The organism is Ferribacterium limneticum (assembly GCF_020510565.1).
GTDB classification, from domain to species: Bacteria; Pseudomonadota; Gammaproteobacteria; order Burkholderiales; family Rhodocyclaceae; genus Azonexus; species Azonexus limneticus_B.
In genome coordinates, this window is sequence record NZ_CP075189.1 from 957,251 (window position 1) to 976,566 (window position 19,316).

Here is a 19,316-nt window from a genome sequence, read left to right on the forward strand (position 1 = left end):
CAGGAAATACTATGTGCGGGATTTTGGGTGTAATGGCGACAACGCCGGTCAATCAGCTGCTTTACGACGGCCTGATGGTGCTCCAGCACCGCGGCCAGGATGCGGCAGGGATCGCCACGGCGGAGAACAATACTTTTCACCTGCACAAGGGGCCGGGGCTGGTCCGCGACGTCTTCCGCACGCGCAACATGCGCGCCCTGCCGGGTAATTGCGGCATCGGCCACGTCCGCTACCCGACCGCCGGTTCGGCTTACAACTTTGCCGAGGCGCAACCGTTCTACGTCAATTCGCCATTCGGCCTCTGTCTCGGCCACAACGGCAATCTGACCAATGCCGAGCAGTTGAAGGGCGAGATGTTCCGTCTCGATCGCCGGCACATCAACACCAACTCCGATTCCGAAGTTCTGCTCAACGTGCTGGCGCATGAGCTGCAGTCGGCGGCGCATGGTTACGAGCTCGACGTCGATGCCATCTTCCAGGCGGTTGGTGGTGTGCATCGCCGTTGCCGAGGTGCCTATGCCGTCGTTGTCCTGATCGCCGGCTATGGTCTGCTCGCTTTCCGCGATCCGCACGGTATCCGGCCGCTGGTCTATGGCCAGAACGAAACGCCGGAAGGCATGGAGTATCTCGTTTCGTCCGAGTCCGTCGCCCTCGATACGCTGGGTTTCAAGATGGTGCGTGATATCGAGCCGGGCGAAGCTGTCTTCATTGACTTCAATTTCCAGTTCCACAGCCGCCAGTGCGCCCAGCAGCCGATGTACGCGCCGTGCATTTTCGAATACGTCTATCTGGCTCGTCCGGACTCGGTGATCGACGGCGTTTCCGTCTACGAATCGCGCTTGGCCATGGGTGAAAAGCTGGCCGAGAAGGTCAAGAAATTTATTCCGATTGACGAAATAGATGTCGTTATTCCGATTCCTGACTCCAGTCGTCCGTCGGCCATGCAACTGGCGCAGGTGCTGGGCATTCCGTTCCGCGAAGGCTTCGTCAAGAACCGCTATGTCGGCCGTACCTTCATCATGCCGGGCCAGGCGATGCGCCGGAAGTCGGTGCGCCAGAAGCTCAATACCGTTGGCCAGGAATTCAAGGGCAAGCGCGTGTTGCTGGTCGATGACTCCATCGTCCGCGGCACGACCAGCCGCGAGATTGTCGACATGGCGCGTGCTGCTGGCGCGGTCAAGGTCTATTTCGCTTCCGCCGCGCCACCGGTGCGCTTCCCCAACGTCTATGGCATCGATATGCCGACGCGGGCCGAACTGATCGCCACGGGCCGCACAGGTGACGAAATTGCCGCTGAAATCGGTGCCGATGCGCTGGTTTATCAGGACATCGAGGCGCTCAAGGAGTCGATTACCTCATTGCGCGCCGACCTGACCCTGTTCGATGCGTCCTGTTTCGACGGTTGCTACATCACGGGCGACATCGACGATTATTACCTCGATGCGGTCGAGGGCAAGCGTGGCGGCAAGGGCTCGAAGAACGACGACGACGGCGATGGCAAGGCCTCGCAGCAGCTCGTCCTGCAACTGGCCGAGGACTCACGGGATTGACCATGGCTGATTTGCCCGATTACCGTCCGGAAACGCTGGCTGTTCGTGCCGGCCAGCAACGCAGCCAGTTCGGCGAGCATTCCGAAGCGCTCTACCTGACGTCGAGTTTCGTCTTCCCGAGTGCTGCGGCCGCTGCCAAGCGGTTTTCCGGCGAGGAAGAGGGCAATGTCTACGCCCGCTTCACCAACCCGACCGTCACCATGTTCGAGGAACGCCTTGCCGCGCTGGAAGGCGCCGAGGACTGTGTCGCCACGGCGAGTGGCATGTCGGCCATCATGGCCGCCGTGCTGGCGCACCTCAAGCAGGGCGACCACATCGTCGCTTCAAACAGCCTGTTCGGCGCCACGGTGCAGTTGTTCAACAACATCCTGTCGCGCACCGGCATTACGACGACCTTCGTTTCGCATACCGATCCGGCAGCCTGGGCAGCGGCGATCCGTCCGGAAACCAAGCTGTTTTTCCTCGAGACGCCGTCCAATCCGCTGACCGAAATCGCTGATGTTCGGGCGTTGGCCGCAATCGCTCACGCCAAAAATATCCTGGTCGCCGTCGACAACTGTTTCTGCACGCCCATCCTGCAGCGTCCGCTCGACATGGGCGCCGATCTGGTCATCCATTCGGCGACCAAGTTCCTTGACGGTCAGGGGCGCGTGCTGGGCGGCGCCGTCTGTGGTCCGAAGAAACTGACCGAAGAAGTCTTCAAATACCTGCGCACGGCCGGCCCGACGCTGTCGGCCTTCAATGCCTGGGTGCTGCTCAAGGGCCTTGAAACGCTGAAGCTGCGTGTTGAAGCGCAATCGGCCAATGCGGCGCAGTTGGCTGCCTGGCTCGAAGCGCATCCGAAAGTGGCGCGCGTTTTTTATCCCGGCCTGCCGTCCCATCCGCAGCACGAACTGGCGAAAACCCAGCAAAAATCGGGCGGCGCCATCGTAGCCTTCGAAGTCAAGGGCGCCCGCGAACAAGCCTGGCAGGTCGTCGATAATTGCCGCCTGCTGTCCATTACCGCCAATCTCGGCGACACTAAAACGACCATTACCCATCCCGCCTCCACCACGCATGGCCGCATTTTCCCGGAAGCCCGGGCCGCGGCCGGCATCAGCGAAGGGCTGCTGCGCATCGCTGTCGGCCTCGAAGCGGTGGAGGATCTGCAGGCCGATCTTGAGCGTGGCCTGAGCCAGATCTGATCGTCTGAATTTTTCCGCGCCGCCAGCGAGGGGGCGCAACTGCCGGATCTGGGCTTTTTTTTGGGTTAACCGTGTTTGCTACGGTCAACCGGAAAAAATGCCCAAAATCGAAATCCGGTATCTCCTGACCCTCGCTGTCATGTTGCTCCCTGGCCCATCCGGTCAGGCTTTATCCAAGGATTTCCATGCATTTTTCCGATCTCGGCCTCAAGGCCGAACTTCTGCGCGCCGTTGCCGACCAAGGTTACGACACGCCGACCCCTATCCAGCAGCAGGCCATTCCGGCCGTCATGACCGGCCGCGACCTGATGGCCACGGCCCAGACCGGCACCGGCAAGACGGCCGGTTTTACGCTGCCCATCCTGCATCGCCTGTCCAGCGCCCCGGCCGGGCAACTCGCCCGCGTCACCAAGAAGCCGCGCGTGCTGGTTCTCGTGCCGACGCGCGAACTGGCCATCCAGGTCGAAGAAAGCGTGCGCACCTACGGCAAGCATCTGCCGATCGTCTCGCTGGCCGTCTTTGGCGGCGTCGGCATCAATCCGCAGATCGCCAACCTGCGCCGTGGCGTCGATATCCTGGTGGCGACACCGGGCCGCCTGCTTGATCACATTCAGCAACGTACGGCCGATCTCTCGGCCATCGAGATACTGGTCCTCGATGAAGCCGACCGCATGCTCGACATGGGCTTCATCCGCGACATTCGCAAGATCATCGCCCTGCTGCCGAAGCAGCGGCAGAACCTGATGTTCTCGGCCACCTTCTCGCCGGACATCCGCGAACTGGCCGCCGGCCTGCTGCACAATCCGGCCTCGGTCGATGTCGCCGCGCGCAATACGGCGGCTGAAACGGTGGCCCAGTGCGTCATCGAAACCAACCGCGACCAGAAGAAGGAACTGCTCTGCCACCTGTTTGCAACCCGCGGCTGGCATCAGGTGCTGGTTTTTGCCCGGACCAAGCATGGTGCCGATGCGCTGTCCAAGACGCTGGAAAAATCCGGGATCAGTTCGGCGGCCATCCACGGCAACAAGTCGCAGGGGGCGCGGACCCGTGCCCTCACCGATTTCAAGGAAGGCAAGCTGGTGGCGCTGGTGGCGACCGATATCGCGGCGCGCGGCATCGATATCGATGCGCTGCCCTACGTGATCAATTATGAGCTGCCCGATGTCGCCGAAGACTACGTGCACCGCATCGGTCGTACCGGCCGTGCCGGCATGGAAGGCAAGGCGATCTCGCTGGTCAGCCACGACGAGCGCGGCAACCTGCGTGACATTGAACGACTGATCAAGCGCGATCTCGAGCGCCTCGTCATTCCGGGCTTTGAGGCATCAGCCATCGCGCCGCCCAAGCCGGTACAGCCGCCGCGCGGCGCGCGCAAGCCGCAACCCGGCCGGCCACAGGCGAAGAAAACGGCGCAAAACCCGAGTCGACCGCAGCAGCATCACAGCGGCAACCGGCATCGCTGATCGTCAGCCACGCAGGAACTAAAGGCGTGGCTGACTTGTCGGGGGGTGAAAAAACGTCTACTGTGGAAACTTAAGCCGTAACTTCATATTGTTAACGCAGTTTCTTAAGGTGTTTTGGAGGTCGGGATGCCCCCCCCGCAAAAAGTCCGGCTCGGTGACCTGCTGATCCAGCAAGGCCTGCTAACCGATGAACAACTGAAAATTGCGCTCGACGAGCAGAAACGCACCGGGCGCAAGCTTGGGCGGGTTTTTGTCGAGAGCGGCTACGTCACCGAGGAAGGCATCTCGCAGGCGCTGGCTCGTCAGTTGCGGATTCCCTTTATTGACCTCAAGAGTTTCACGCCCAAGCCGGATCTGATCAAACTGTTACCGGAAGCGCCGGCCCGGCGTTTTCGGGCGATGGTGCTCGAGCAGCTGCCGGATGGTCGTTTGCAGATCGGCCTGGCCGATCCGACCGACTTGCAGGCCTACGACGAAATCACCCGTCTGGTCAAACGCGAGATCGACCTCGCCGTCGTTACCGAAAGCCAGCTGCTGGCCATGGTCGACCGCGTCTATCACCGTGGCGAGCAGATTACCGGCCTGGCCAAGGAACTGACCGCCGAACTCGGCGACATGCCGATCGAATTCGGTGACCTGCTCGGCCTCAATCCAGGCGCCGAGGATGCACCGGTTGTCAAGCTGCTGCAAACGGTGTTCGAGGAAGCCATGCGTCTACGCGCTTCCGACATCCATTTCGAGCCGCAGGAAAAGTCGCTGCGCATCCGTTTCCGTATCGACGGCGTGCTGCACATCCAGACCGAAGCCGACGGCAAGGTTTCATCGGCCGTCGCCTTGCGTCTGAAACTGATGTCCGGGCTGGATATTTCCGAAAAACGCCTGCCGCAGGATGGCCGCTTCAATATCAAGGTGCGGGCCAACCCGGTCGACGTCCGGATCTCGACCTTGCCGACACAGTATGGCGAGTCGGTGGTCATGCGACTGCTCGCCCAGAATACCGGCCTGCTCGAACTCGACAAGATCGGCATGCCGCCCCGCGTGCTCGATCGCCTGCGCCACGCGTTGAAACGCCCGAGCGGCATGGTGCTGGTTACCGGCCCGACCGGTTCCGGCAAGACGACGACGCTCTACGCCGCGCTCAACGAACTGAACAGCCCGGAAAAGAAGGTCATTACCGTCGAAGATCCGGTCGAATACCGGCTCGGCGGCCTGAATCAGGTGCAGGTGCACGAAAAGATCGATCTTTCGTTCTCGCGCGTGTTGCGTACCGTGCTGCGGCAAGACCCGGATATCGTGCTGATCGGCGAAATGCGCGACCAGGAAACGGCCGAAATCGGCATGCGCGCTGCCATGACCGGCCACCTTGTGCTGTCCACGCTGCACACCAACGACGCCGTATCGACGCCGATCCGCCTGCTCGACATGGGCGTGCCGCGCTACATGGTGGCGCTGTCGGTCCATATGGTCATCGCCCAGCGTCTGGTCCGGCTGATCTGCAGCAACTGCCGCGAGGCCTATCCCCTGACGCCGAACGAGCATGAATGGCTGCGCTACGAGTTGGGCAATGGCATCGACGACCACACCTATCATCACGGTCGTGGCTGCGCCCATTGCGCCAATACCGGCTATCAGGGGCGGAGCGGCGTCTACGAGTTTCTTGAAATGAGCGACAGCGTGGTCGAAGCGATCAACCATGAAGACCCGGGCGAATTCATGCGGGTTGCCCGCCAGCAGATGGCCGGCGAAACGCTGCGCCGCGACGCCGTCCGTCTGGTGCTTTCGGGCCGGACAACGGTTTCCGAAGCCATGCGCATCAGCAACCAGTTCGAGGAATAAGCCGGCGTGGCCAACTTTGCCTACAAGGGCCGGGACGGTGGCGGCAACCTGATCGAGGGGGTGCTCGAAGGCGCCACCTCGGGCAATGTCGCTGACGTGCTGCTCGGTCGCGGCATCACGCCGGTTTCGATTCAGGAGACCCGCGCCACGGCAAAAAGCGGCGGAAATATCGAGCTGATTTTTTTCAAGCCCAAGGTCGAACACGTCGATATCCTGCTCTTTTCGCGGCAAATTCACACGCTGCTCAAGTCTGGCGTGCCGATCATGCGCGCCTTGAGCGGCCTGCAGGAGTCGGCGACCAACCCGGCGATGAAGGAGGTCATTCGCGACGTGCGCGAAAGCCTCGAGGCCGGCCGTGAACTGTCGGTATCGCTGGCCCGCCATCCCGAAGTGTTCAACCCCTTCTATATTTCGATGGTGCGGGTGGGCGAAGCGACCGGCCTGCTCGACGAAATTTTCCTCCGTCTGTTCGATCACCTCGAATTCGAGCGCTTCATGCGCGAACAGGTCAAGTCGGCACTGCGTTATCCCATGTTCGTCGTGATGGCTATGGCGGCGGCCATCGTCGTCGTCAATATTTTTGTTATCCCGGCTTTTGCCAAGGTTTTTCAGGGCTTCGGCGCTGAATTGCCGCTGATGACGCAAATTTTGCTCGGTTTCTCCAATTTCATGGTGAACTGGTGGCCAGCCATGCTCGTTGGCACCATTGCTACTGTATTCATTTTCCGGGCCTGGGTTGCCACAGCGGCAGGGCGCATGCAGTGGGAGTCGCTGGTCCTCAAATTTCCGATTGCCGGCAAGATTGTCCGCAAAGCGGCGATGGCCCGCTTCGCCCGCAGCTTCGCGCTCGGCATGCGTAGCGGTGTGCCGGTCATGCAGGCCCTGACCAACTCGTCGCAAACGGTTGATAACAGCTTTATCGCCGCCAAGATCGAAGGCATGCGCGATACCGTCGAACGTGGTGAAAGCGTTGTCCGTTCGGCCATTGCCTCGGGATTCTTCTCGCCGGTCGTGTTGCAGATGATCTCGGTCGGCGAGGAGTCCGGGGCGCTCGACGACATGCTCGAAGAAGTCGGCCAGATGTACCAGCGCGAAGTCGAATATGAATTGAAGACGCTCGGCCAGCAGATCGAGCCGATCCTGATTGTTTGCTTGGGCGCGCTGGTGCTGGTGCTTGCGCTCGGTATCTTCCTGCCGATGTGGGACCTCGGCAAGGTCGCCATCAAGCGTTGATGCGGCCATGCGGCGCTACTACGAATTTGCGCTAGTCGTTGTCCTGATCAGCGTTTTGGCGCTGTTCATGATGCGGGCACTGGAGCGCACGCGGGTCGATATGGAAGAGGCAATGGTGCAGGCGGATGTCGCAGCTTTGCGTTTGGGACTTATGGAGGTCGTGGTTCATCGGGAAAGCGCTGGCGGCGTTTTGCCCGAGAGCAATAATCCTGTCGACTGGGTTGCGGTGCGACCGGCAAGCTATGTTGGCGAGTTGGATGCCATGCCGGGAGGCAGGTCGGTCTGGTATTTCGACCGCCAGGCGAAAGAACTGGTTTACCTGTTCCACGATGGGCATCGGGCCCGCTTTCGGATCAGTCGTAATGGAGGCATTCAAAATGCACGAGAGGTCGTTGCAGGGGTTAGCTTGTTGCGGCTGGAAGATAAACGCGAATAAACTTGAGGAGGAGGGGCAATATGTCTAAAGTTATAAAACTCTCAGTCGTTAAGGCAGATATGAACAAAGAATCTATTTCCGGCAAACGTGGCCAGTTCGGCTTTACGCTGATTGAGCTGATCGTCGTCATTATTATTCTCGGCATTCTGGCCGCCGTTGCCTTGCCCCGATTTGTCAATTTGCAGCGCGATGCCCGTATCGCCAAATTGCAGGCGGCACGGGGCGGCGTTTTGGCTGCTTCGGCGCTGGTGCATGCCACGGCGCTGGCGCGCGCCGGCGTCGCTGACGCCGCTGCTTGCCCCGGTGGTGGCGGTACGGCAAACAACATCGTTTCCGGCGCGGGGACGGTGTGCACCGAAAGCGGGGTAGTCAACATGACCAACGCCTATCCGACGGTCACCGCTATCGGAACGGCAGGCCTTCTGTCGATGGCCGGCCTGACGGGGGTCTTCAATCCAACCGCCGCGCAGTTGCAAGTCGAAGGCTATACCTATACCAATGCCGGGACTGTCGCCACCTTTGGCGTCGTCGGTGCAACGACCCCGGCAACCTGTGTCTTTACCTACACCCAGGCGGCAGCCAATGCTGCCCCGATAGTCAGTGGCCTGACCACGACCGGATGTTAATTTTTTAATTTTTAGGAGTTGGTCATGAAAGCTATGCAAAAAGGTTTTACGCTCATCGAACTGGTGGTTGTGATCGTCATTCTTGGTATTCTGGCGGCGACAGCCCTGCCGAAGTTTGTCGATCTGTCGAGTGATGCCCGGACTTCGGTGATCAAGGGTGTTTCCGGCTCCATGTCGGCGGCCAATGCCATGCTTTACGCCAAGGCGCAGGCAGCTGGCCAGGGCGGGGCAACCGGAACGGTAACGGTCAATGGCACGGCAGTTTCCCTGGTTTACGGATTTGCCAGTACGGCAGCGCAACTGGCTTTGGTCATGGATCTCACGCCTCCGGCTGATTTCGATACGGCCACAGCCAACGAAATCCGCATGGCCAATGCCAAGACGCCAGGTAGCTGTAAGGTGGTATATGCGCCGGCCACTGCAACTACTGCGCCGACCTACACGCTGACCACTTCGGCTTGCTAATCAAGCAAGTCAGGCACGTACATGCGTGTGCCTGATCGAAGGCCTGGTGCTCTCACCGGGCCTTCCGTCTTTGTGGCCTCCAGGAAATGGAGTCAGACCGGATTTACGCTGGTCGAGCTGATCGTGGTAATCATCCTGCTTGGCATTATGGCGGCGGTTTTCGTGCCGCGCTGGCGTGGCGGCAGCGGCTTCGAAGATCGCGGGCTGCGGGATCAGATCGCGGCCGGGCTGCGTTATGCGCAAAAGTCGGCGATTGCGGCGCGACGCACCGTCTGCGTCCATTTTTCGTCGGGGCCGGATAGTGTTGCCTTTACCATTTCCGGTGCCTACGGGGCGGCCGATTGCACTGGCGGCAACGCGCTGGCCGGGCCGGACGGGGGCAGCCTGAACGTCGTTGCCACCGGAAACACTGGGTTCTCGTCATCGCAGACAAGCCTGGTCTTCGATGCCGCCGGGCGCCCGTCTGCCGCAACATCCATCAATATCTCCGGACTTCCTGCCGCGCTGGTGATCACCGTTGAGGCGGAAACGGGTTATGTCCATTAGGCCAGCCTTGCAGCGTGGCATTACGCTGATCGAGCAGATTGTGTTCATCGTCATCGTCAGCGTTGGTGTGATGGGCCTGGTATCGGTGATGAACCCGGCGATCCGGGCCAGCGCCGATCCGATGCTGACCAAGCAACTGGTTGCCATTGCCGAATCCCTGCTCAACGAGGTCATGCACCAACCGTTTACCTGGTGCGATCCGGATGATCCGGCGGCGTCAACGGCGCAATCTTACGCCGCTTGCGCCAGTCCGCAGAACACCAATACCACGGCCTCATTCAGTGGTGGCGAGTCCCGTTTGGGCGTGGGGCCCGATACACCTTATGACAACGTTTCCGACTACGGCGGCCAATCCTGGGCCAATATCAGCGATCCTTCAGGCGGCAACGTGATGACTGGCTATACCGCCAGCGTTGCCGTCGCCCGGGCCGGAACTGCTCTGGGGCTGGCTGATGACACGGCGGCGCTGAGTGTCACGGTGACCGTTACCCGCGGCACCGAAACCTTTTCTCTCACCGGCTATCGTTTCCGCTATGCGCCGCGCATTTGATTTTCGGCCGTTTTTCCGGGTTGACCGTGGGTTCACCCTGGTCGAGATGATCATTTCGATTGTCATCACCGGCATCGTCGTTTCGATGGTGGCGATGTTCGGGCGCGGCCAGGTTGATGCCTACATCGATGCCGGCAACCGGGCCGAGCTGTCGGATGCAGCTGATACCACCCTGCGTCGGATTGCTCGCGAGTTACAGGGGGCGCTGCCCAACAGTGTCCGGGTGTCGGGAAATTTTATCGAATTCGTGCCGATCCGCGACGCCGGCCGCTATCGGGCTGAACTCAACTCCACCGGCGGTGGCGACATCCTGAATTTCGCCAGCAACACCGACACGACTTTTGATGTGCTCGGGCCGCCGGTGACGATTTTGGCCGGTGACCAGCTGGTGGTTTTCAACCTGGGTCAATCTGGTTCGGATGTTTATGAGGGGACCAGCCGGCGGGCAGCCACGGCAGGCGTCGGCGTCAACAGCATTACTTTCGCCCCGGCCGGCACGCAGTTTCCGCTGGCCTCGCCGCAAAGCCGCTTCCAGATTGTTGGCGGACCGGTGATCTACGAATGCAGCGTTGCCACCGGCCAACTCATTCGACGCTCGGGGTTTGCCTTCGGTCACGCTTGGCCACCAGTTACATCTACGCTCGGCGGCGTCGCGGCGGTGATGGCCGACAACGTCGGTGCGACTTGCTCCTTCAACTACACGCCGGCGATCCTGCAGCGTAACGGGCTGGTCGTCCTGCGCCTGACGCTGACGCGCAATGGCGAGTCGGTCGAGTTGCTGCATCAGGTCGATGTACTGAATACGCCATGATTTCAATTTTGGGCAATTTTTCCGGTCGACCCTGGGATTCGGGAATTTCGCTTCTCGGACGCCAGCGCGGCGTCTCGATCATCACCGGCGTCTTCCTGCTGTTGCTGATGTCCGTTTTGGCGGCCGTTATCGCCAATGTCGTGTCAACGTCGCATGTGAACCTGGCGGCCGACATCGGCGGCGCCCGGGCCTATCAGGCAGCGCGGGGCGGTGCGGAGTGGGGCATGTACCAGTTGGATCCGAATGCCCAGAGCGCCGGGCTGCCGGCTTGTTTTCCCAATGCTACGCAGCCGATTCCGGGGCACACGGTGACGGTCTCTTGCCTGAGCTGGGATACCACCGAAGGCTCTCGGCAGCTCCGCATCTACCGGATAACCTCGCAAGCCACGGCGACGGGGGTCAAGGCGCCCGGAATCGAGCGGCAGGTTCAGGTGACAGTCGAGCGCTGCCGCGATCCGGCGATTACCGTGGCGCCGTTTGATTGCTGAACGGCAAGCGTTGGCTCATTGCCCTTCAGTGTGATGCCTTAGAAGCTTTCCCGGAAATAGATGTAGGGCGACTTGGCTATGCCGAACTTGGCGCGTCCGGCGGGATTGGTGGTCCCGAACCACGGCATATTGGCGGCGGTGGCTGACGATGAGGTCGCCGAGACGCAGGTCGAACCGGATGCCGCGCTGCCGATATTGAGCGTCAGCAGAACGCTGCCCTGATTGGCCGCCCCGGGCTTGGTCAGTTTGAGCGGCAATTTGCCGGCAACCAGCGTTTGCGTTCCCGTTGGCGAAATTTGCGTTTCGCACGCCGCCAGATTCTGGGTAAAACCCGACATCATCAGGCTGGACATGTTGAAGCTGGTGCAGCTGTCGTCACGATTGGTGACGTAATAGCCGCTGCTCGACCAGTATTGGGCTTCGAAAGGGATGGCCAGGTCGAGCAATTCCGAGCCGTAGGCGTTGTCGATTTTCAGGCGTCCGTAGCGGATGCGCGTCGTGTTGGTTTCCTTTTGCGCGGCGGTGCCGATCAGCGCGGAACTATCGGGGTCGGTCAGCGAAGCGACGAGCTTGAATGTTTCGTAGGAGCCATCCGGCGCCGCCAATCTGGAGAACGAATAGGTGTCGGCGATAGTGAACAGCCCGGCCGACCACAATGCAGTGTTGGGCATCGTCGGAAAAGCGGGTGTGCTCAGGCGGCTGGCTGCTACTGCCGTGCCGCCGTTGTTGCCACTCAGCGTGACTGCGGCCAGATTGGTGTAACCGGTGGTGTAGCGACTGGTTACCGGATCGCCGGAGGTCGCCGGCAGGCCGGTCGATGCATGCGCTTTCAACGTCAAAGCCAGGCCGAGCGCATCCTGCCCCATGTAGCTGAAATTGCCGGCAACACAGGCTGGCGTCAGCGTTCCGGAGAACGAATAGTGACTGGGGTACCAGCGCCCAAAGCGTGCCGAGGCAACGCTGCCGATATTGCAGCCGTACTTGCCGCCGGACAGGGCGTTTGAGGTGCTTCCGGAAATGCAGTCGGAGGTCTGGTCGACCACGGAAAAGCCGCTGTCGACCATTGCATCGGTCGCCAGCTGGATATTACCGACATCAAGGTACTTGAAACCGGTCCCGCTCGATGAGGTGCCGGTTCCCGCGGCCATCGTACCGCTCAAGGTTCCCGCCGCGATGGCCGCGCCGGCATGGTCATTGACCTTCGTTGTGTCGATGGTCGGCGTGCCATCGTAGCCAGAACCGACGCCGGCATTGGCGGTCAGCGTAAAGGCTGTGCCGGCGACTGCTTTCGGCGTTCCGGTCAGGGCCGTGTTGGTCATGTTGGACGCAACCGTAAATTGCTGCGGGCGTATCGTGAAATTGTCCGTCGAGCAGGCCGCTGCCGAGGAGCCGACTTTCATCCGGACACGGACATTCTTTGCCGCATTGGCGTAATTGAAGGTGACCGGCTTTCTTCCCTTGTTGGCGGCGGAAAAGGTGATGTTGGTCGCCGTATTCAATCCGCTGCCGCTCGGGCAACTCGATGTCGAGGCGTCGACCAGATCGACGGTAACGGTGCCGGTGTAAGTCGTGTTGACCGCCTTGCTGGCGGTGAGAGCAAGGACATCGAGATTGAAACTCGTATTGGCCAGCTTTGTGTAGATTCGGGTTTGCGGACTGGCAGCGGTTTCGACAGCATCGAAATTACATGACGCGGCGTTGAAGGTCAGCGTGCAGGTTTCAGTGCCGCCGTTAAAGCAGCGGGTTGGATTGGCTGGAACCGGGGAGGCGCTGGTGCTGCCCAGTGTGACATTGCCGGCGGTACCGTTGCTCAGCTGCCGGGTTGTTACTCCCCCTGAAAAACTGAACGTATTGCCACCCACCCAGCCCGATGGCGACAAATTGACGGTGACGTTCCCGGGATAGAGCGTGGAGCAGTTTTCATCCAGGCAGGCTTTGACCGTTACTGTCTCCGGCGTGCAGACCGATGCGCTGCCGTCATGTTCGATTCGGATATGGTCAAAGGCGCCGGAGCAGGTCCGCCCCATCGTCATGTCTGCCTGAACTTCAGCGGCGCTCAACTCGTAATTGTAAAGTTTGACCTCATCGATTCTGCCGCGGAAATTCCGTTCTGAACGAATTGGGCATGATGCCTCCGTTGAAACATCGCCACCGATGTAAAAGTTACAGCTGTTGTTGGCCAGCGTGCCTTTCCAGCTTCTTGTGTTGTTGTCTCGGACACCGTTGATATAGATGCGTTGTCGACCACCGGAAGCAGAAGAATCCAGCGTAATTGCGACGTGGGTCCATTGATTTCGGGGAATCGTCGAATTGGAGGTAAGGTCCGAGCTGCCCCACCACCAGAAAAGCTTGCCGCTCTGATTGATATGGAATTCGTAATTGGTGTCATTGGAGAGGATCGAGTACAGATCGCTGCCACCGCTTGGATAGGCCGTCGGGTAAACCCAGGCCGTGGCGGACAGCTTGGTCGTGTAACGGAGGAGCGGATTCGATGCCACTTCAACAACGGCCTTGCCATCAAAGTTGCCGGCATTGCAGAAACTCCCGCTGACAGCTGCGTATTGCGAGTCGATTGTTGGCGTGGGGGTGATCACATTGGTGGTGGTGGGCGTCGACGATGCAAGTCGCCGACCTTGCAGGCCGGTGCCGCCGCTATCCAGTACTTCGCCCGCGGCGCCGGTCCAGGATCCGGCCGTTTCATCCAGCCGGAAATGAGTGGCCGCACTGGCGAGTACCAGAATCGATGTGTTGGCACTCGTGGCGCCCGGGGCGCTGGCGGTATTGGTGAGCGTTCCTTGTTGGGAAAGGGAAACCGCCAGCGTCAGTTGAGCGTTGCCGTTGGCCGGAATGGAGGGGATGGTCCAGGTAATGACCTTCCCTGAAACACTGGCGGTGCCCAGTGTGGCCACATGTGTTGTATAGCTCATACCGGTTGGCAGGGTATCGGTGATCACGACATTGGTCAGCGGGACGGATAGCGAATTGCTCGCCGTCAGCTTGAAGGTGACGACATCGCCGACAACTGCGGACGAACTGCTGGCCGTTTTGGCGAGGACGGGGGCGGCAACGATGACGCTACCGGCCAACGTTGCTGTCGTTGTCGTCCCGGTGCATCCTGAGTTGTTCGATGCGACAAAATAGGCGTTATAGGTTCCCGCTGTAGCCGGGGCGGTGACAGTGAAGTTTTCGGAAAAGGTTTGATTGGCCCCTGGATGATCGGCGTTGTCGTAGCAGGTCAGTCCTCCCGGTGCTGTTGTGCTGATCCGCCAGCCTGTGGAGTTCCAGTTGTTGGTGGCGTCGTTGCTGACGGATAGCGCCACGGGTATGGAAGTGCCGCCCGGGGCAACGGCAATGCTTGCGCCGCCATCCAGCGTTACTGAATTGACGGTAAGCGCAGCCATGGTGTGCCCCGTGAAAAGCAGGCTGCATGACAGAAGAAACCGAAAGAATCCGCTGCGGAGCATGCCTGCTTTCCCGGCAAAGGTCTGCAAGGTAGTGCTTTGACGGCTGGAAGGGTATTTCTCAGTGCGCATGGCAAATGGCCTTCCTTGGCGAATTTCTGGAAAATCATATTATGCCGCCAACTTTTGCTAAATTCGACAATGTGGTTGCGCAGCCTGTGTCTTTTTTGGGTACTGTGGATGGATGAAATGCTTTGTTGAAAAACCATTGAAAAATAATGCGTTACTGGATATCCTTCTGAAAAAACTTAAGGTGTCGGGACAATGTGGCCGAATATTCGGGTGAAGTTTGATGCGGGGTGGATGTCGGTAGTCCGACACGGCGATCGCATTGACCTTGCTCATGTCATTCGCGCCGCTGGCAAACGCCCGGAAATCAAGCTTTGCGACTCCTTCCGCATCGAGAAGAGCGAAGCCGATGCCTTGTCCCGCCTGGCGCAGAGCCGTGGGCTGAAGCGCAACCGCTGCACCATCCTGCTTGGCGAGAACGACTACCGGCTGGTGCAGCTCGACGCGCCGGCCGTGCCGGTCGAAGAGCGGGTGCAGGCCTTGCGCTGGCGGCTCAAGGATGCGGTCGATTTTGCGGTCGATGATGCGGCGATTTCCGTGGCCGACATTCCCACCGAAGGCGGGCGTCAGGCTAGCGCCTTCGTGGTTGTAGCGCCGGCATCGGTGGTCGGCGAGCGCATGGCGCTGTTTCACGAAAAGAAGATTCCACTTGAAGCCATCGATATTCCCGAAATGGCCGTGCGCAATGTCGCCGTGCTCTTCGAGGAAGAAAATCGTGGTCTGGCCTTCCTGGCGCTGACTCAGGGCGACGGCCTGCTGACCATTACCTGTCGCGGCGAACTGTTTCTGTCGCGGCGCATTGAGATCGATTCGGATGCGCTGGCCAAGGCCGATGAAGAGCGGCGCCGGCAAATGCTCGAGCGTCTGGCGCTCGAGCTTCAGCGCACGCTGGACAATTTCGACCGCCAATACGGATTTATCTCTGTTTCGCGCCTGCTGGTGGCATCCGAGTTCGACTGCGCCGGAACCGTTGCGGCGCTTGTCGAGAACCTCTATCTGCCGGTGCAGGCGGCGGATTTCGCGAGCGTCCTGGATTTTCCCGCGCTGCCTGAATTGCGCTCGGCCGAGCGTCAGGCGCAGAGCATTCTGGCCATTGGCGCGGCGCTCAGGAGCGATTCATGAGCCAGCAGATCAACCTGTTGCTGCCGGCCCTGCGGCCGCGCTTCGACTGGCTGGCCTTGCCGGTGGTTGCCAGCGTGGCGCTGGCCGGTCTCGTCCTGATCAGCATCCTGGCTGTGCTGGGGCTTACCCAGGCGGTCAATCTCAAGGCCAGCGAAGCCGAAATCAAAAATCAGTTGGCGGCTGTGCAGCAGCAGGTGCAGACGCTTGGCCAATCTCTGGCGGCTCGTCAGGGTGATACTTCGCTCGATCGCCAGATCGCAACGGCGCGGCTGGCCCTCACGCAGCGTCAGGAAGTGCTGGCTGTTATTGCCCAGGGCGACATTACGCAGGGCAGCGCCTATTCCGGCCTGCTCCAGGGGTTTTCCCGGCAGATCGTCGACGGTGTCTGGCTGGTGGGTTTCGGCTTTGCCGACAAGGAGATCGAGATTCGCGGCCGACTGCTTGATCCGGCTTTGCTGCCGACCTACATCAACCGGCTCAATGACGAGCCGGCCTTCGCCGGTCGTCGCTTTGCAGCGCTCGACATGAAGGGCTTCGAACCGGCTGACGATAAAGGCAATGACCCGGCGTCCTCGGTCAAGACCAGGGTGCCGGCGCGGTATACCGAATTCGCCCTGCGCACTGAACTGGTTGTCGGGCAGGAGAAGGCGAGATGAACGCACTGTGCCAGCAATGGAACAGCCTGAACCGCAAATACGCTGCGCTGTCCCGGCGTGAGCGTGTGCTGGTGGCGCTGGCCCTGGTGCTCGGCCCGCTGCTGATCGGCAATGCCCTGTTTGTCGACCCGCAATGGAATCGCAGCAAGGCAATGCAGAACAGCATCGCCACCCAGAGTACGACGCTGGCGACCATGCAGATGCAGGCGGCCAGCCTGCAACAGGAACTCAATGTCGACCCGGATGCCGGCAAGAAGGCCGAGCTGGCGACACTGGTCGCGCAAAGGGAGCAACTGGACGAGCAACTGCGGCAGGTCGGCGCTGCACTGGTTCGGCCTGAGGACATGAATTCCCTGCTTGAAGGGCTGCTGGTACGCCATTCCGGCTTGCGTCTGATCAGCCTCAAAACGCAGGCACCGCAAAGCGTGCTGCGGGAAAAAGAGGCGGTCAAGGAGGCGGATGGCAAGCCGGTCGAGCGCTCCTTCGATCTCTATCGACATGGTGTGGAAATCCGCCTGGAAGGCAGTTACGGCCAGCTCCAGGCTTATCTGGTGCAACTCGAAAAATTGCCGCAGCGCTTGCTGTGGGGGCAGTTGAGCTATCGCGTGATCGATTATCCGCGGTCTGAAATGACCCTGACCGTCTATACCCTGAGTCCGGACAAGACATGGTTGACCCTATGAGGCTGATGACGCTCGCCCTGCTTGCCGTGACCAGTTCGGCCGTGGCCCAGTCGGCTGATCCGACGCGCCCGCCGGCAGCCTGGCTGACGCCGGTCGACGATGCCGCCCGGGCAGCTGGCGATGCATCTGGCGGTTTGCGCCTGCAGTCAGTGCTCATGCCGCAAGGCGGCCGGCCGGTGGCCGTGATTGGCGGCAAGACCGTGGCGTTGGGTGGCCGGGTCGGCGGCGCGACGCTGGTCCGCCTGAACGAGCGCGAAGCCGTATTGCAGGGGGCGGATGGGGTGACGCATCTTTACCTGACTCCCGACGTTGAAAAACAGATGATTGAAACGCCCAAGCCCCGAAAAACGGGGAAACCAGGGCCAGTGAAGGGTCTGCCATGAGCAAGATTTTGATAATCGGATTGTCGGCACTGATGCTGAGCGCGTGCAGCAATCAGCATGCGCGCCGGGGTGATGCTTTCGAGCGGGCCGACAAGGAACTGGGGGCGGCTGCTGCCAGCAAGACGAACCGGCCGCAGGGCGATGTCGTCGGTCAGGCCATGGTGCCGCCGCTGCAACTCGATCAGCCCATGGCAGCCAAGCCGGAACCGCGCTTCAATCTGGCGGTGAACAATGCGCCGGTGGCCCAGGTGTTGAATGCGCTGGTTTCCGGTACGCCGTACAGCATGCTTTTCCCGCCCGACTTGTCGGGCACGGTCAGCCTCAACCTCAAGAGCACGACGGTGCGCGAGGCGCTCGAAACCCTGCGTGAAGTCTATGGCTACGATTACCGGATCCAGGGCACCCGAATTTACGTGCAGCCGAACACTATCCAGACGCGCATTTTCAAGATCAACTATCTGGCCAATCGCCGTCAGGGCATGAGCGACATGCGGGTGACCGGCAGCTCGCCGACCACCTCGACGCCGACGACGACCAGCGGGGCATCGAGTGGGGCCGGCAGCGTCCCGGCCGGAAATACGGGGGGCCAGCCGCAGCGGAGCAACGACAGCGCACGTGTGCAGACGACCTCGGACTACGATTTCTGGAAGGATCTCGGCTCGGCGCTCAATTCGATCGTTGGCAGTCAGGAAGGGCGCAATGTCATCGTCAATGCCGGCTCAGGCGTAGTGCTCGTCAAGGCTTCGCCGGTCGAATTGCGCTCGGTCGATGAGTACCTGAAGGCAACTCAGCTGGTGGTTGAACGCCAGGTCATGCTTGAAGCGAAGATTATCGAAGTATCGCTGAATGATTCGTATCAGACCGGTATCAACTGGAGCAAGTTTGGCGGTCTGCTCGGTGGCCAGGTTGCCTTCGGCTCTTTGGCGCCAGGGGCGTTACTGAGTGGTTCGGCGACCTTGGGCGGCGCGGCCACGGGTGTTACTGCGGGCACGGTGGTGAGTGCAGTGCCCGGGGCCAACGGTTCTATTGGTACGACTACCGCCGGCCGCGGGTTCTTCGGCCTGGCTTTCCAGTCGCAGAATTTCGCTGCTCTGCTCTCCTTCCTCGAAGGGCAGGGTGACGTGCAGGTGCTGTCCAGCCCGCGTATTGCCACGACCAACAACCAGAAGGCCGTGCTCAAGGTCGGTACCGATGATTTCTTCGTGACCGGCATCAGCACCAACACGACGACCAGCGCCGCAGGGAATGTAGTGACGCCGAATATCACCTTGCAACCCTTCTTCTCCGGGATCGCGCTTGATGTGACGCCGCAGATCGATGATGAAGGCAACATCATCCTGCACGTCCATCCCTCGGTCAGCGTCGTCGAGGAAAAGACCAAGAACGTCAATCTCGGCGATCTCGGCACCTTCACGCTGCCACTCGCTTCAAGCAGCATCAACGAAACCGACAGCATCGTCCGCGTTCAGGATGGCAGCATCGTCGCCATCGGCGGCCTCATGAGCCAGGAACAGAATACCAGCCGCTATGGCCTGCCGGGTATCAGCGGTGTGCCAGGCCTGGGCGCCTTGTTCGGCCAGAAGAGCGTGTCGAACAAGAAGCGCGAACTGGTCATCCTGATGCGGTCGACGGTCATTCGTGACGAAAATTCGTGGCGCAATGCCTCGGCTGAAACGCAGGAACGCCTGCAGGGGCTCGACCCGCGCCAGCAACGCAAAGTCGAATGGCAATAATCGGTAGCGGAGGCAGGCTGC

18 protein-coding genes are annotated in these 19,316 nt (G+C 60.6%); 17 read left to right on the forward strand and 1 reads right to left on the reverse strand.

The genetic code is table 11. From position 1 onward, the window contains the following. Positions 1-11: 11 nt before the first annotated feature. The 12 genes from purF (at position 12) to KI610_RS04735 (ending at position 11,188) form a co-directional block, all read left to right on the forward strand. Positions 12-1,550 (forward strand): amidophosphoribosyltransferase, encoded by a 1,539-nt coding sequence (gene purF, locus KI610_RS04680; RefSeq protein ID WP_226497511.1) that lies wholly within the window; start codon positions 12-14, stop codon positions 1,548-1,550. A 2-nt stretch (positions 1,551-1,552) separates the two neighbouring features. Continuing rightward, positions 1,553-2,734, forward strand: a complete 1,182-nt coding sequence (locus tag KI610_RS04685) for an O-succinylhomoserine sulfhydrylase (protein WP_226497512.1) — start codon at positions 1,553-1,555, stop codon at positions 2,732-2,734. 185 nt (positions 2,735-2,919) lie between these two features. Further along, positions 2,920-4,197, forward strand: coding sequence for a DEAD/DEAH box helicase (locus KI610_RS04690; protein WP_226497513.1), 1,278 nt, complete (start codon positions 2,920-2,922; stop codon positions 4,195-4,197). A gap of 126 nt (positions 4,198-4,323) precedes the next feature. Beyond that, positions 4,324-6,033 carry a GspE/PulE family protein gene (locus tag KI610_RS04695; RefSeq protein ID WP_226497514.1) on the forward strand — a complete coding sequence of 570 codons (1,710 nt, stop codon included), beginning with the start codon at positions 4,324-4,326 and terminating at the stop codon, positions 6,031-6,033. Positions 6,034-6,039: 6 nt separating this feature from the next. Further along, positions 6,040-7,266: a type II secretion system F family protein gene (locus tag KI610_RS04700; RefSeq protein ID WP_226497515.1), complete on the forward strand. Its 1,227-nt coding sequence runs from the start codon at positions 6,040-6,042 to the stop codon at positions 7,264-7,266. A 7-nt stretch (positions 7,267-7,273) separates the two neighbouring features. Continuing rightward, positions 7,274-7,702 (forward strand): hypothetical protein, encoded by a 429-nt coding sequence (locus tag KI610_RS04705; RefSeq protein ID WP_226497516.1) that lies wholly within the window; start codon positions 7,274-7,276, stop codon positions 7,700-7,702. Positions 7,703-7,761: 59 nt separating this feature from the next. Continuing rightward, positions 7,762-8,328: a prepilin-type N-terminal cleavage/methylation domain-containing protein gene (locus KI610_RS20070; RefSeq protein WP_319004207.1), complete on the forward strand. Its 567-nt coding sequence runs from the start codon at positions 7,762-7,764 to the stop codon at positions 8,326-8,328. A gap of 24 nt (positions 8,329-8,352) precedes the next feature. Continuing rightward, complete coding sequence (locus KI610_RS04715; protein WP_226497517.1) at positions 8,353-8,793, forward strand: pilin; 441 nt, start codon at positions 8,353-8,355, stop codon at positions 8,791-8,793. 21 nt (positions 8,794-8,814) lie between these two features. Further along, positions 8,815-9,339, forward strand: coding sequence for a pilus assembly FimT family protein (locus KI610_RS04720; RefSeq protein ID WP_226497518.1), 525 nt, complete (start codon positions 8,815-8,817; stop codon positions 9,337-9,339). Next, complete coding sequence (locus KI610_RS04725) at positions 9,329-9,889, forward strand: type IV pilus modification PilV family protein (RefSeq protein WP_226497519.1); 561 nt, start codon at positions 9,329-9,331, stop codon at positions 9,887-9,889. Before KI610_RS04720 ends, KI610_RS04725 begins: the two co-directional genes overlap by 11 nt. Further along, entirely contained in the window at positions 9,873-10,700 is an 828-nt protein-coding gene (locus KI610_RS04730; RefSeq protein ID WP_226497520.1) for a prepilin-type N-terminal cleavage/methylation domain-containing protein, read from the forward strand. Before KI610_RS04725 ends, KI610_RS04730 begins: the two co-directional genes overlap by 17 nt. Further along, a complete protein-coding gene (locus tag KI610_RS04735) occupies positions 10,697-11,188 on the forward strand; it encodes a hypothetical protein (RefSeq protein ID WP_226497521.1) in 492 nt (163 codons plus the stop codon). Before KI610_RS04730 ends, KI610_RS04735 begins: the two co-directional genes overlap by 4 nt. A 38-nt stretch (positions 11,189-11,226) precedes the next feature. Here the strand turns inward: KI610_RS04735 and KI610_RS04740 are convergent, their stop codons facing one another. Then, positions 11,227-14,589, reverse strand: coding sequence for a DUF6701 domain-containing protein (locus KI610_RS04740; RefSeq protein WP_226497522.1), 3,363 nt, complete (start codon positions 14,587-14,589; stop codon positions 11,227-11,229). A gap of 363 nt (positions 14,590-14,952) precedes the next feature. Between KI610_RS04740 and KI610_RS04745 the strand changes: the two genes are divergently transcribed. From KI610_RS04745 to mshL, 5 genes are read left to right on the forward strand one after another with little or no spacing between them, the layout of a single operon-like run. Beyond that, a complete protein-coding gene (locus tag KI610_RS04745; protein WP_226497523.1) occupies positions 14,953-15,840 on the forward strand; it encodes a hypothetical protein in 888 nt (295 codons plus the stop codon). Further along, positions 15,837-16,496: a PilN domain-containing protein gene (locus tag KI610_RS04750; protein ID WP_226497524.1), complete on the forward strand. Its 660-nt coding sequence runs from the start codon at positions 15,837-15,839 to the stop codon at positions 16,494-16,496. The genes KI610_RS04745 and KI610_RS04750 overlap by 4 nt, the downstream gene beginning before the upstream one ends. Continuing rightward, the gene (gspM, locus tag KI610_RS04755) at positions 16,493-17,179 is read left to right on the forward strand and encodes a type II secretion system protein GspM (RefSeq protein ID WP_226497525.1); all 687 of its coding nucleotides are present in this window, start codon (positions 16,493-16,495) and stop codon (positions 17,177-17,179) included. Before KI610_RS04750 ends, gspM begins: the two co-directional genes overlap by 4 nt. Next, positions 17,164-17,562 (forward strand): hypothetical protein, encoded by a 399-nt coding sequence (locus tag KI610_RS04760; protein WP_226497526.1) that lies wholly within the window; start codon positions 17,164-17,166, stop codon positions 17,560-17,562. Before gspM ends, KI610_RS04760 begins: the two co-directional genes overlap by 16 nt. Further along, a complete protein-coding gene (gene mshL, locus KI610_RS04765; protein ID WP_226497527.1) occupies positions 17,559-19,295 on the forward strand; it encodes a pilus (MSHA type) biogenesis protein MshL in 1,737 nt (578 codons plus the stop codon). The genes KI610_RS04760 and mshL overlap by 4 nt, the downstream gene beginning before the upstream one ends. Positions 19,296-19,316: the final 21 nt, after the last annotated feature.